Below are 13434 nucleotides of genomic sequence, written 5' to 3'. Positions count from 1 at the left end.
GCCTGGGTGGGTTCCGGGCTGGCCGGTGGCGGACCCGTCGGGGCGGGGGCCCCGCTCCGGACCACCGGCAGGCATGCCGAAACGTGCATCCAGCCCCGAACCAGCAGCAGGCACGCCGGAACGGGCACCCAACCCCGAACCACCGGCAGGGTCCGTCTCCGAGGCCGCCGCCCGCTCGCGCAGGGCTGCGCGGAGTGCGTCACGCGCGGCGTCTGCGGGGCGGGCGTTCGTCCGGTCGACCGGCTCGACGTCCTCCGCCGCGCCCTCGGCTTCGCCCTCGCCGCGTCGCGTCGATGTCGCCCGGCGTAGTGCAGCGCGGGCTGCGTCGCCGGGCCTGGGGTTTTGAGCCGCGGAGTCCTTTGCCGCGGGAGACCGGCCCGGCAGCAGGGCCGGTGACTCGTCCGTGGAACGGCCGGCGGCCTCCTCGGGATCCCGGCTCCCCTGTTCCCGCGCGGCCCGCAGGGCCTGGCGGGCCGCGTCGGCGGGGCGTGGCTGTGGCGTGCGGTCGGTCGGGATGGCGGCGTCCGGCGCGGCGGGACCGTTCGGGACCGTCGGGTGTTCTTCGCTCGCGCCCGTCACGATGCCCTCCGCAACGACACCAGGTCGGACAGCTCACGGTCCGTCAGTTCGGTGAGGGCGGACTCGCCGGAGCCGAGGATCGCGTCGGCGAGGGCCCGCTTGGACTCCAGCATCTCGGCGATGCGGTCCTCGACCGTGCCCTCGGTGATGAGACGGTGGACCTGGACGGGCTGGGTCTGGCCGATGCGGTAGGCGCGGTCGGTGGCCTGTTCCTCGACTGCGGGGTTCCACCAGCGGTCGAAGTGGACGACGTGGCCCGCGCGGGTCAGGTTCAGGCCCGTGCCGGCGGCCTTCAGGGACAGCACCAGGACCGGTGTGGCGCCGCTCTGGAAGCGGTCCACCATGCGTTCGCGTTCCGGGACCGGCGTCCCGCCGTGCAGGAGGTCCACCGGGACGGCGCGGGCGGCCAGGTGGGTGGTGATCAGTCGGGCCATGCCGACGTACTGCGTGAAGAGGAGCGCCGAGCCGTCCTCGGCGAGGAGCGTGTCCAACAGTTCGTCCAGCAGGGCGAGTTTGCCGGAGCGGGCGGCGAGCCGGTCGCCGCCGCCCGGCCCGTGCTCCTCCTTCAGATACAGCGCCGGGTGGTTGCAGATCTGCTTCAGCGAGGTCAGCAGCTTCAGCACCAGGCCGCGGCGCGCCATGCCCTCCGCCGTCTCGATGGCCAGCAGGGACTCCCGCACCACCGCCTCGTACAGCGCGGCCTGTTCGCGGGTGAGCGGGACGGGGTGGTCGGTCTCCGTCTTGGGCGGCAGCTCGGGGACGATGCCGGGGTCGGACTTCTTGCGGCGCAGCAGGAAGGGCCGGACGAGGCGGGCCAGCCTGGTCACCGCCTCCTCGTCCTCGCCGTTCTCCACCGCGCGCGCGTGCCGGGCGCGGAAGGACTTCAGGGGGCCGAGGAGGCCGGGGGTCGTCCAGTCCAGTAGCGCCCACAGCTCGGAGAGGTTGTTCTCCACCGGCGTCCCGGTCAGGGCCACGCGCGCGGGCGTCGGGATGGTGCGCAGGGCCTTCGCCGTCGCCGAGTAGGGGTTCTTGACGTGCTGTGCCTCGTCCGCGACGACCATGCCCCACTTCTGCTGTGCCAGTGTCGGGGCGGCCGAGCGCATCGTGGCGTACGTGGTGAGGACGAAGCCGCCGTCGAGGTCGTCCAGGGTGCGCTCGGCGCCGTGGTGGCGGCGGACGGGGACGCCGGGGGCGAACCGGTTGATCTCCCGCTGCCAGTTGCCGAGCAGGGAGGCCGGGCAGACCACCAGGGTCGGTTCGGTGCGGGCCCGCTTGAGGTGGAGGGCGATGACGGTGACCGTCTTGCCCAGTCCCATGTCGTCGGCAAGGCAGCCGCCGAGGCCGAGGGACGTCATGAGGTCGAGCCAGGCCAGGCCCCGGAGTTGGTAGTCGCGCAGGGTCGCCCGGAGGCCGGCGGGCGGTTCGGCGGGCCGTACGCCGGCGGTCAGCCGCTCCCGCAGCGCCGCGAGTGCGCCGACCGGCACCGCCTCGACCTGCTCGCCGTCGACCTCCGCGGTGCCGGCGAGGGCGACGGACAGCGCGTCGACCGGGTCGAGCAGACCCAGTTCGCGCTTGCGGGCCTTGCGGACCAGGGCCGGGTCGACGAGCACCCACTGGTCCCGCAGCCGAACGACGGGACGGTGGGCCTCGGCCAGCGCGTCCATCTCGGACTCGGTGAGCGGCTCGCCGCCGAGCGCCAACTGCCAGCGGAACTGGAGCAGTTCCTCGCTCTCGAAGAAGCCGGTGCCGTCGGTCGCCGAGCCCGGCGCGGGCCGTACCACCGCGGCCGCCGTGAGGTCCCTGGCCAGGTCGCGGGGCCAGTGCACGGCGACCCCGGCCGCCGCGAGCCGGCCGGCCGCCGCGCCCAGCAGGTCGCCGAGCTCCGGCTCGGACAGGGCGAGCACGTCGGGCACGTCCTGCTCGGCGAGCCGGTCCAGCGGGGGCCAGACGCGGGCCGCCCGGCGGATGGCGAGCGCGGCGTCCACCCGCGCGCGGGGACCGAACTCGGCGTCCGCGTCGCCCGCCCACAGCGCCGCCGCGTCGACGACCAGCGTGGGGTCGGCGAGGCTGTGCACCTGCACGATCGCGGCGCCCGCCCGGCGCACCCGGTCGCCGCTCTCCCCCACGTCGAACAGGTCGTACGCCGACAGGTCCAGGCGGAGCGAGATCCGCACACCCGCGTCCATCCCGGCGGCGACCTCGGCGGCCCAGTCGTGCGCGGCGGGCAGGCGCTGCGGTTCCGGCGCCGCGAAGGGCCTGCCGCAGGCGTGCGCGGCGGCCGGGGTGCGGGGCAGGGTGTCGGCGACCGCGTCCAGGAAGGAGCGCATCAGGGCTTCCGGCTCGGGCAGCAGAAGCGGGCCCGGGCCTGGCAGGGGCACCGCATGGCCCTCGTACGGCAGGGCGGCGGCCACCGCGCGCAGGTGGGCGATGTCGTCGGGGTCGAGGGGGCCGGCCCGCCAGGCGTCGTGGCCGGTGGGCGTCAGGCCGGGCAGCAGGCGGCCGCGGGCGGCGAGCCGCAGCGCGTGCAGGGCGGCCGCGCCCCAGCAGGCCGTGGCGGGGTGGGCGGCGGGGTCGTGCCGCGCGCGCACGAGCAGCGGCAGGGCCTCGCCGACCGGCAGGGTCAGTGCGGGCGTCTGCCTGCGGCGCACGCCCGCCCCATGGGGTCGTACGACGGTCAGGTCCATGCGCTCGGCGCCCAAGGGGGGTGCCGCGGCGGGGGCGGGGAAAGTCGGCGAACCGCCCTGCGGATCCCAGAAGGCGACCCGGCCCGCGCGCGGAAGTGGGGCCGGGAGGAAGACGGCTGCGAGTCCCGCGGGCACGGCAGAACCGTCCGCCCGCCGGTCCGCCCCGGCCTGCTCGCCCGTACGCATGGTCACCTCCCGCCCGCTCGTCGGATCAGGCGTCTTCGACTCTACGGGCGGGGTCTGACAATCGGCCCCGGCGACCGGCGGCACGCAGCCGGGCGCGGTCAGGGAACCACGCGGGAGACGACGTACACCATCGGGTAGGTCGGGTTGCCCGTGTTCACGACCACTTGCTGCGTCGGCCTGGGGTCCTTCTGCTCGTGGACCAGGCCCCAGTAGGTGCCGGGCCGGGCGCCGGGGCCGGCGAACTTCCAGCCGGTGACGTTGCGGTCGCGGGCACCGATGGTGATGCTGCCCTTGTTCAGCTGCCCACGGCTGACACCGATCTCCTTCAGGAAGGCGTCCAGTCCGGCGTGCGTGGTCTGGAACTGCACGTAGAGGCGGCTGGTCCGCCAGTTGTTCGTCTCGTACCACGCCACCTGGTTGGCCGGATGCGGTATCGGCACCTGATAGAGGCGGCGCTGCACCTTGGACGGCCAGCCCTCGGTCAGGCCCCGGGCCGAGTACTTCTCCTCCTTCTCCTTGCCGCTGTCGCGGCTCTGGTTGGCGGAGATCACCAGGTAGCCGGCCGGGATGCCGATGAGCAGCACGATGATGAGCAGGGTGAACGCTCTCCGGCGGATCACGTGAGCACGGTCCTCGCCCTGAACGTCCGGCTCGTCCGCGGGACCGCCCTGCTGGGGCAGGGAACCGGTCACGTCCACTCCCCGGTACGGCGGGCCTCCGCGTACCGCTCGTAGCGCTCGTACCGCTCCACCCGGCGGCGCTTGGCGCGGCGGAAGCGGCGGGCGACCAGCCGGGCGAGGTCGGCGGCGCCGACCATGCCGGCCTCGGGGCCGAGCTGGGCGCGGGTGATGCGGGCCTCGGGGCGGTAGCCGCGGCCGGTGAGATGGCGCCGGAAGGCGTCCCGGGCGGGGCCGATCAGCAGGTCGTCGGCCGCGCTGACGCCGCCGCCGATCACGAAGCAGGAGGGGTCCAGGGCGGCCGCCAGGTTGGCGATGCCGACGCCGAGCCACTGCCCTATGTCCTGAAGCAGCTCGATGCACATCGCGTCGCCCTCGCGGGCCAGCTCGGTGATCATCGGGCCGGTGATGTCCGCGACGTTGCCCTTGACGTGCTCGATGATCCCGTACGCCACCGGCGAGTCGGCGGCGGCCAGTTCCCGGGCCTCCCGGACCAGCGCGTTGCCGGAGCTGTACTGCTCCCAGCAGCCGCGGTTGCCGCACGGGCAGCGGTGGCCGCCGGGCACCACCTGCATGTGCCCGAACTCGCCCGCGACACCGAACTTGCCCCGCTTGACCTGGCCGTCCTCCAGGATCGCGCCGCCGATGCCGGTACCCAGCGTGATCATCACCAGGTGGTCCTCGCCGCGGCCGGCCCCGAAGCGCCACTCGGCCCAGGCGGCGGTGTTGGCGTCGTTGTCCACCAGGACCGGGACGGACAGCCGGCCGGCGAGGCGGTCCCGCAGGGGTTCGTTGCGCCAGGACAGGTGGGGGGCGAACAGGACGCGGTTGCGGTCGGCGTCGACCCAGCCGGCCGCGCCGATGCCGACCGCGTGCACGTCGTGGCGGTCGGACAGGTCCAGGACCAGTTCGACGATGGTGTCCTCGACGACCTTCGGACTCTTGGACTTGTCCGGAGTCTCCGCGCGGAGCTTCTCCAGGATGTTGCCGTCGGCGTCGACGACTCCGGCCATCACCTTTGTGCCGCCGATGTCGATGCCGACGGTTGGCACGCGGGGTGCGGTGAGATGTGAGCGGCGCTCCCTTGTTCCGACCGTGCGCAGCGCGGGGGCGCGCCGTGAGCCGATGGGGGCGCCGGTCACCCGGGGGTTGCTCAGGGCCTTGGGGAAGGCGAGGTCGCGGTAGGTGCTCATCGCCGCTGATTCTGCCTCACGGTCACGCTGGGTGCCGAACGGGGCTGCGAGGGGGGCGCGTGCCGTATGCCGGGTGCGGGTCCGTTGTGGCTCGTCGCGCCCACGGTGGGGGTCCCCCCGCTCGAGCGCAGCCGAGAGTGGGGGAGGAGCCGCATATCGATGCAGCCCCGCGCTCCTCAGGTGCGCTGCAGTTCATGGCGTAGATCGTCCAGGTCGTTTCCGCCTGCCATCTGGCGTGTCAGCTCGTCCAGTGTCACCGAGTCACGTGTGTGGTTCGCCACCATGCTGCCCCGCTTCAGCAGCACGAACCGGTCCCCCACCAGATATGCGTGATGCGGGTTATGGGTGATCAACACAACACCCAGCCCTTGGTCCCTGGCCGCCGCCACATACTTCAGGACCACCCCGGACTGCTTCACACCCAGTGCCGCCGTCGGTTCGTCCAGGACGAGGACCTTGGCGCCGAAGTGGACGGCCCGGGCGATGGCCACGCACTGGCGCTCGCCGCCCGAGAGGGTGCCGATCGGCTGGTCCACATCGCGCAGGTCGATGCCCATGCGCAGGAGTTCGGAGTGGGTGGTGCGGCGCATGAGGTCGACGTCCATGCGCTTGAAGGGGCCGGTGCCCTTGCGGGGTTCGGAGCCCAGGAAGAAGTTCCGCCAGACCGGCATCAGAGGGACGACGGCCAGGTCCTGGTAGACCGTGGCGATACCGCGGTCCAGGGCCTCGCGCGGGGAGGCGAGGCGGGTCTCCTCGCCCTCGATGCGCAGGGTGCCGCCGTCGTGCTGGTGCAGACCGGCGATGACCTTGATCAGGGTCGACTTGCCCGCCCCGTTGTCGCCGAGGACGCAGGTGATCTCCCCTGCATGGACCTCCAGGGAGACACCTTCGAGGGCGCGGACGTTGCCGTAGTGCTTGCTGACGTCGGACAGCTCCACGAGCGCCGTACGCCGAGGGGTTTCCGTCACTTGGTGGCCTCCGCGCGCTTGCGGACCCAGGCGTTGAGCAGGGTCGCGAGGAGCAGCATCGCTCCGAGGAAGAACTTGAACCAGTCGGGGTTCCACTCGGCGAAGACGATGCCCTTGCTGGTCATGCCGAAGATGAACGCGCCGACCGCCGAGCCGACCGCGCTGCCGTAGCCGCCGGTGATCAGGCAGCCGCCGATGACGGCGGCGATGATGTAGATCAGCTCGTTGCCCACGCCCTCGCCGGACTGGACGACGTCGTAGGAGAAGAGCAGGTGCTGGCCGGAGACCCAGGCGCCGAAGGCGACGCCCATGTAGAGGCCGATCTTGGTCCTGGCGACCGGGACGCCGACCGCGCGGGCCGCGTCCTCGTTGCCGCCGACCGCGAAGATCCAGTTGCCGGCGCGGGTGCGCAGCAGGATCCAGCTGGCGAGGGCGATCAGGCCGAACCACCACAGGATGGTGATCTTGAAGGCGACGCCGCCGACGGTCAGGGTCGAGGCGAAGACGTCGTGGGCGGTGGGGAAGCCCTCCATGTCGGCGATCGTCTTGGTGGAGACGGTGCCGGAGATCAGCTTGGTGAAGCCGAGGTTCATGCCGGTCAGCATCAGGAAGGTACCGAGCGTGATGATGAAGCTCGGCAGCTTGGTGCGGGTGAGCATGAAGCCGTTGAAGGCGCCGATCGCGAGCGTGACCAGCAGGGAGACGCCGACGCCGACCCAGACGTTCGCCGTCATCTGGTAGCTGAACATCGACGAGACCAGCGCCGAGGACGTCACGAGGACACCCGCGGACAGGTCGAACTCGCCGCCGATCATCAGCAGGGCGACCGGGACGGCCATGATGCCGATCGTGGAGGACGCGTAGAGGACGGTGCTCAGGCTGGATGCCTTCAGGAAGCTGTCGGCGGCCACCGCGAAGAACAGGAAGACCGCGATCGCGCCGACGACCGAGCCCAGTTCCGGGCGGCCGAGCAGCTTACGCAGCGGCGAGGTGCGCAGAAACCTTTCGTCAGTGATCGCGCTCATCGGGTGCCCCGCTCGGTGTACTCCGCGAGCGCGCCCGCCTGGTCCTCGGTGATGATCTGCGGGCCGGTGAGCACGGGCTTGCCGCCGCCGAGGACATCGGCGTTGTACTTGTACAGCCACAGCAGGTCGACCGCCTGGTAGCCCTGCAGGTAGGGCTGCTGGTCGACGGCGAAGCCGAGGGTGCCGTCCCTCAGTCCGGCGGCCACCTTGGCGTTGAGGTCGAAGGTGTCGATCTCGGCGTCGCTGCCGGCGCTCTCCCTGGCCTTGACGGCGGTGTCGGCGTACGGGGCGCCGAGGGTGACGACGGCGTCGACCGCGGTGTCGGACTGCAGCTTGGCCTCGAGGGCGGACTGCACGTCGGGCATGTTGGTACCGGTGACGTAGAGGTTCTGCACGGTGCCGTCGAAGGTCTCCTGCACGCCGGCGCAGCGCTGTTCGTGGCCGACGTTGCCCTGCTCGTGCAGGACGCAGACCGCCTTCTTCTTCCCGCGCTTGTTCAGCTCCTCGCCGACGGCCTGGCCGGCGATCGTCTCGTCCTGGCCGATGTGGGTGAGTGCGCCGAACTCCTTGGACTCCGCGGAGCCGGAGTTCACGGTGATCACCGGAATACCGGCCTTGACGGCGCGGGCGACGGCGGCCTTCATCGCGTCGGGCTTGGCGAGGGTGACGATGATGCCGTCGACGTCCTTGTCGACGGCCGCGTCCACGAGCTGCGCCTGCTGCTGGGCCTCGTCGTCGTGGGAGTACAGGAAGTTGATGTTGTCCTTGACGGCGGCCTGCTCGGCGCCGCTCTGGACGATGTCCCAGAAGGTGTCACCGTCGCCCGAGTGAGTGATCATGGCGAAGGTCCAGCGGGGCGTGTTCACCGCCGCCTTGCCCTGGGCGGCCGCGGCCTTGCGGGCGTCCTCGGCGCGTTTGCCGCCGGTGCTGCTGCAACCCGCGAGGGAGGCGCACAGCACCCCTGCCACCGCGATGCCTACCCAGGTCCGAAACCGTGCCACGAGGCCGTGCCCTTCTTGCTGTGTTTCAGGTACGCAAGGGGCCGGTCATCCCGCCGACCCCAAACGCCCCAGTATGAACACGGGGATCGTGCGCCTCGTGACCGGGGAGCGCGAGTCGGTCGCCTTGTCCGGACATTGCGACGAACGGGGCCGCCTCCGCGCGGGGCCGTCAGGGCCGTACGAGCAGCTGGAACTCGAAGGAGTAGCGGGTCGGACGATAGGTGTGCGTGCCGTACTCGACGGCCCGGCCGGTGTCGTCGAAGGTCGTGCGCTGCATGGTCAGCAGCGGGGCGCCCTCGCTCTCGCCGAGCCGTTCGGCCTCGGCGGCGGTGGCGGCGCGGGCGCCGATGGACTGCCGGGCGCTGTGCAGGGTGATCCCGGCGGCACGCATCAGCCGGTACAGGCCGGTGGCCTCCAGCTGCGCGGTGTCCAGTTCGATCAGGCCGGGCGGCAGAAAGTTGCACAGGTACGCCATCGGCTCCCCGTGCGCCAGCCGCAGCCGTTCCACCCGGTGCACATCGCTGTCCTCGCCGACCCCGAGCGCTGCCGCCACCTCGGCCGACGCCGGGACGACGGTGTTGACGAGGACCTTGGTCGCCGGGCGCTGCCCGGCCGCCTCCAGGTCGTCGTAGAGGCTGCTGAGCTCCAGCGGGCGCTTGACCTGGCTGTGCACGACCTGGGTGCCGACACCGCGGCGGCGCACGAGCAGGCCCTTGTCGACCAGGGACTGGATGGCCTGGCGGACGGTGGGGCGGGACAGGCCGAGCCGGGCGGCGAGCTCGATCTCGTTGCCCAGCAGGCTGCCGGGGGTGAGCGTTCCCCGCTCGATCGCGGCCTCGAGCTGCTGGGACAGCTGGAAGTACAGCGGCACCGGGGAACTCCGGTCCACGCTGAGGTCGAGCTGTACGGTCGGGTCCACATCTGGTTTCGGCACGGGCCGAGCGTAGCTCCGTGACGGGTTGACGGGAAGTTGTGTAGTCCGATTGTCCGGACATAAACATCGACAGTGCGGTGGGTGCAACCCCACTTTGTTTCCATTCGCATCGGGGTCATCGGGACGGGCCGCATCGGCACCATTCATGCGAACACGCTCAGCCGCCACCGGGACGTGGGCTCCTTGATCCTCACGGACGCCGATCCGGCGCGGGCGCAGGAGCTGGCGCACCGGCTCGGGGAGACGGCCGCGCCGGGCATGGACGAGATCTTCCGGTGGGGTGTGGACGCCGTGGTGATCACGACGGCGACGTCGGCCCACGCCGAACTGATCGGTCGGGCAGCGCGCTCGGGGCTGCCGGTGTTCTGTGAGAAGCCGATCGTGCTCGACCTGCCCGGCTCGATGCATGCGATCGCCGAGGTCGAGGCCGCCGGAACGATCCTCCAGATGGGCTTCCAGCGCCGGTTCGACGCGGGTTACACGGGCGCGCGCGAGGCGGTCCGATCGGGCCGGCTCGGGCGGCTGCACACCGTACGGGCGCTGACCTCCGACCAGGCGCCGCCGCCGGTCGCGTATCTGCCGCTGTCCGGGGGGCTCTTCCGGGACACGTTGATCCATGACTTCGACATGGTGCGCTGGGTGACCGGGCACGAGGTCGTCGACGTGTACGCCGCCGGGTCCGACGCCGGTCCCCCGGTGTTCCGCGAGGCGGGCGACGTCGACACGGCGGCCGTGCTTCTCACCCTCGACGACGGCACGCTGGCCACGGCCACCGCGACACGGCTGAACGGCGCGGGCTACGACGTGCGCATGGAGCTCGCCGGGGAGCTGGACCAGGTCGTGGTCGGGCTGGACGACCGTACGCCGATCGCGTCGACCGAGCCGACCGGGCCGCCGGCCGCCAGCAAGCCCTGGACCACCTTCCTGGAGCGGTTCGGCCCCGCCTACGAGGCCGAACTGTGCGCGTTCGTGGAGGTGGTGCGGGGCGAGCGGGCCAACCCCTGCGACGGGCGCGAGGCGTTGCAGGCGCTCAGGATCGCCGAGGCGTGCGAACTGTCGCGCCGGGAGCACAGACCCGTCCGGCTCGCGGAAATCCCGGGCGGCGCCGAGCCGGTGCTGAGGTGAGCAGGCGCAGGGTGGGGGCATCTGGTCGACACGCCTACTGCCCGTCCTGATCGCCGTCCCCGACGAGTCCCGCGTCGTATGCCAGCAGGGCGATCTGCACCCGGTTGTTCAGGTCGAGCTTGGCGAGGATGCGGGAGACGTGGGTCTTGACCGTGGCGACGCTCATGAAGAGTTCCGCGGCGATCCCGGCATTGGCCAGACCCCGGCCGACCTCCCGCTCGCGGTCGTTGAGGGCGGCGATGCGCTCCCGCGCGCGTGCGGCGGTTGTCGGCGGCGGTGCCGACCGCGTGCTCCATCAACTGGCGGGTGACGGTGGGCGACAGGACGGGGTCACCGGCGGCGACCCTGCGCACGGCGTCGAGTATCTCGGCGGGCGGGGTGTCCTTGAGGACGAATCCGGCCGCGCCCGCGCGCAGCGCCCGCAGCACCTGGTCGTCGGCGTGAAAGGTGGTCAGGACCACGACCTGCGGAGCATCCTTGCGCCCACGCAGCCGCTCGGTGGCGGTGAGACCGTCCACCGCCGGCATCCGGATGTCCATCAGGACGACGTCGGGGCGGGTGCGGTCGACGAGCGCCTCGACCTCGCCGCCGTCGGCGGCCTCGCCGACGATCCCGATGTCGTCCGCACCCCCTCATGAAGGACAGCCCCGCCCGCACCAGTGGGGTCGTCGACGAGGAGCAGTCTGATCGCAATCATGGGCCATACGTAATTACGGTCGCACAAGTTGCACCGCGCAGCGGTGCGGGTCTCAGCGCCGCAGGCTCACGCCGTGCAGGGTGCGCAGTCGCCGGATCTCCCACCAGGCCACCGCGGTGACCGAAGCAGGGCCGCCGAGCAGGGCGAGGAGCTGGATCGCGGGCGGCCCCGGGGGCAGTCCGCCCGCGAGCATGCTGATCGCGGCGAACTCCCACACCAGGGTGCCGGTGAGCAGGGCGGGCAGCGCGGGGTGCACCGCGGCGGCGTTGAAGCCGCTGCGGATCGCGGGGCCGGTGGCGAAGCCGAGGAAGAACAGCAGCCAGACGAACGGCAGGAAGATCGCCAGTACGACCCAGGGCGAGCCGTACCAGGCACCGCCGGGGACCTCCGACTCGCTCCCGGTCACGGTGATCCCGGCCACGCACAGCGGCACCGCTGTCACAGCGCCGACGTACCACAGCGCCGACCGCCCCGCGGCGCGCAGCCGCGGTCGCATCTCGGCGCGCGCCGCCGCCGACGCCATGCGGAACAGCAGGGCGATGACCACGGGGGCGCTCACCAGCAGCAGCGGCGGGGTGACGGCCAGCCGCATCATGTACTGCTGCTGGGCCTCACTGATGTCCTCCGGTTTTCCGTACACGGCCAGCAGCAGAACGGACATGACGGCCGCGGTCCAGGCCCGCGCCTTCTGGATGCGCCACACGTGGGGATCGTCGAAGTGCCGGTGACCGCGCACCGGGAAGAGCCGGTGCGCCCGGATGCGGGCCGAGCGGGCGAAGGAGTAGCCCGCCATGAGGGGCACGATCGCGAACCAGCTGCATGGGAACACCAGAAGCGCCCACACACAGCCGTGGATCCGGGTCCGCCCGGCCCGCAACAGCTCACGCAGGGGCGGCCATTCGGCGCCCCGCAGACCGCTCAGCAGCGACCAGAGGGAGTCGTTGCGGCGCGGCGGGACGTACGGCTGCGGGTGCGGCGGGAAGCCCGGGGGGTGCGGAGCGTAGGGGTTGTACGGCGGCTGACCGGGCTGCGGCGGGACGTACGGCGGCGGATACGGTCCCGGGTTCGGGGGCGGGACGTAGGGTCCCGGGTTCGGGGGCGGCGGATACGGTCCGCCGTTCGGTGGCCACTGCGGCTGGTACGGGTTGGGTCCCCCGAAACTCACTGTGCTGTTTCCCTTCCGGTGCGTGTGCTGCTGACGGCTGGACATACGTCAGCCCATCGCGTCACACAAGTCAACTTGCCGTGCGCCGAAGAGACATGGGCAGAGCCCGACTCACCCCCAGGGCAGCCACGCCCGCACCTCGAAGCCGCCGTCCTCGCGCGGCCCTTGCTCCAGACGGCCACCGGCCAGCGTGGCGCGTTCCGTCAGGCCGATCAGGCCCTGTCCGGAGCCGGGGACGGGCGGGACGTCCCCCTCGGGGGGGGTGCGTACGCAGACGGTGAGGCCCTCGCCCGGCGCCCGTCACGGACACGGTGACCTCGGTGCCGGGGGCGTGCTTGCGGGCGTTGGTCAGGCCCTCCTGGGCAATGCGGTAGGCGGTGCGGCCGGCGGATGCGGGGACGGCCGCCGGTTCCGTGACCCGCATGACGAGGGTGACCTCGTGCCGGCCTCGCGGGACTCAGCCGGGCCTGCTCGGCGCGCAGCCGCGCTTCCGTCTCGGCCCGCTGGGCGCGGTCGCGCAGGGCTCATCAGTCGGATCAGCGAAACGCAGTGATCCTGTGGCAGAGCGTCACGCGCACGTCCGGCGCCCAGGCGACGTCGGGCACCCTCCTCGGTGAGGTCGTGAGACCTGGCCGACCAGCGTCCGGAGGGACGTGCCACGCGGGCGGTGGGGGTACCGCCCACGCCCTTAAGGCTGTGGGGGAGGCTCCAGCCATCAGCACCAGGGCACGAAGACGATTGGCTCACCCCTGGGCATGCCCAGGATCACTGAGCCAATCAGAGACGCTGAAGTCGACGAGCCAGTCGCGCAGCGTGCGCCGGGGCCCGCATCCAGGCCGTCCGGCGCCTGGGTCGAGGGCGTGGACCAGGGCTGACGGGAACAACCACCGGCGTCCTTCGAACGCCGACGGCGGCTACAGGGTCCCGTCGTCTTTCACGGTCGACAAATCTACGCAGGGACGGACGGCAGCACCTCCCCGCAGGCCGGATCGTCGACCAAAGTCGCGGCACCGACGACTTTCGGCGCGGTGGGGCGGGCGAGATCTCCGACTTCCGGACCGAGAGGGTCGCCCCGCGGCCGATGTGTGCGGAGGGTCCGCGGGGCGAGGGTCGTGGCCATGAAACAGCTGCTGGAACTCCTCGGTTTCCTCGCCCTGGTGCAGGGCGTCATGGGCCTGCTGCACGAGTTCACCGACTGGC

At 72.0% G+C, this 13434-nt stretch carries 9 protein-coding genes and 3 pseudogenes; 1 reads left to right on the top strand and 11 read right to left on the bottom strand.

Annotated features, from left to right (window positions below):
* From ACTWQJ_RS31500 to ACTWQJ_RS31465, 8 genes and pseudogenes are all read right to left on the bottom strand, one after another.
* Positions 1-579 (bottom strand): annotated as a pseudogene (locus ACTWQJ_RS31500) (hypothetical protein); the annotation flags it as partial.
* A complete protein-coding gene (locus tag ACTWQJ_RS31495) occupies positions 576-3449 on the bottom strand; it encodes a DEAD/DEAH box helicase (RefSeq protein WP_443309918.1) in 2874 nt (957 codons plus the stop codon). The pseudogene ACTWQJ_RS31500 and the gene ACTWQJ_RS31495, both read right to left, overlap by 4 nt.
* 98 nt (positions 3450-3547) lie before the next feature.
* Positions 3548-4141 (bottom strand): sugar kinase, encoded by a 594-nt coding sequence (locus tag ACTWQJ_RS31490; protein WP_443309917.1) that lies wholly within the window; start codon positions 4139-4141, stop codon positions 3548-3550.
* A complete protein-coding gene (locus ACTWQJ_RS31485; RefSeq protein WP_443309916.1) occupies positions 4138-5319 on the bottom strand; it encodes an ROK family glucokinase in 1182 nt (393 codons plus the stop codon). Before ACTWQJ_RS31485 ends, ACTWQJ_RS31490 begins: the two co-directional genes overlap by 4 nt.
* A 176-nt stretch (positions 5320-5495) precedes the next feature.
* Complete coding sequence (locus ACTWQJ_RS31480) at positions 5496-6287, bottom strand: ATP-binding cassette domain-containing protein (RefSeq protein WP_443309915.1); 792 nt, start codon at positions 6285-6287, stop codon at positions 5496-5498.
* Complete coding sequence (locus ACTWQJ_RS31475) at positions 6284-7312, bottom strand: ABC transporter permease (protein ID WP_443309914.1); 1029 nt, start codon at positions 7310-7312, stop codon at positions 6284-6286. Before ACTWQJ_RS31475 ends, ACTWQJ_RS31480 begins: the two co-directional genes overlap by 4 nt.
* The gene (locus tag ACTWQJ_RS31470) at positions 7309-8313 is read right to left on the bottom strand and encodes a sugar ABC transporter substrate-binding protein (RefSeq protein ID WP_443309913.1); all 1005 of its coding nucleotides are present in this window, start codon (positions 8311-8313) and stop codon (positions 7309-7311) included. The genes ACTWQJ_RS31475 and ACTWQJ_RS31470 overlap by 4 nt, the downstream gene beginning before the upstream one ends.
* A gap of 169 nt (positions 8314-8482) precedes the next feature.
* Positions 8483-9232, bottom strand: coding sequence for a GntR family transcriptional regulator (locus tag ACTWQJ_RS31465; protein WP_443309920.1), 750 nt, complete (start codon positions 9230-9232; stop codon positions 8483-8485).
* A 117-nt stretch (positions 9233-9349) separates the two neighbouring features.
* On the opposite strand from ACTWQJ_RS31465, the gene ACTWQJ_RS31460 reads away from it, so the two are divergent.
* Positions 9350-10372 carry a Gfo/Idh/MocA family protein gene (locus ACTWQJ_RS31460; RefSeq protein WP_443309919.1) on the top strand — a complete coding sequence of 341 codons (1023 nt, stop codon included), beginning with the start codon at positions 9350-9352 and terminating at the stop codon, positions 10370-10372.
* A 34-nt stretch (positions 10373-10406) separates the two neighbouring features.
* Here ACTWQJ_RS31460 and ACTWQJ_RS31455 read toward each other — a convergent pair.
* The 3 genes and pseudogenes from ACTWQJ_RS31455 to ACTWQJ_RS31445 all read right to left on the bottom strand — a co-directional run.
* Positions 10407-11069, bottom strand: a pseudogene (locus ACTWQJ_RS31455) (response regulator transcription factor).
* Between the two features lie 52 nt (positions 11070-11121).
* Positions 11122-12234, bottom strand: a complete 1113-nt coding sequence (locus ACTWQJ_RS31450; protein ID WP_443309912.1) for a hypothetical protein — start codon at positions 12232-12234, stop codon at positions 11122-11124.
* 111 nt (positions 12235-12345) lie between these two features.
* Positions 12346-12699 (bottom strand): annotated as a pseudogene (locus ACTWQJ_RS31445) (sensor histidine kinase); the annotation flags it as partial.
* Positions 12700-13434 lie beyond the last annotated feature (735 nt).

Origin of the sequence: Streptomyces sp. KR55, assembly GCF_052245645.1 — a bacterium.
Lineage (GTDB): Bacteria > Actinomycetota > Actinomycetes > Streptomycetales > Streptomycetaceae > Streptomyces > Streptomyces flavusporus.
Note: the sequence above shows the minus strand (reverse complement) of the source record. Positions and strands in the feature narration are given on the sequence as shown.

Coding starts and splice junctions, on each gene's coding strand:
- ACTWQJ_RS31485 (WP_443309916.1), bottom strand. CDS start 5,319: ATGAGCACCTACCGCGACCTCGCCTTCCCCAAGGCCCTGAGCAACCCC.
- ACTWQJ_RS31495 (WP_443309918.1), bottom strand. CDS start 3,449: ATGCGTACGGGCGAGCAGGCCGGGGCGGACCGGCGGGCGGACGGTTCT.
- ACTWQJ_RS31475 (WP_443309914.1), bottom strand. CDS start 7,312: ATGAGCGCGATCACTGACGAAAGGTTTCTGCGCACCTCGCCGCTGCGT.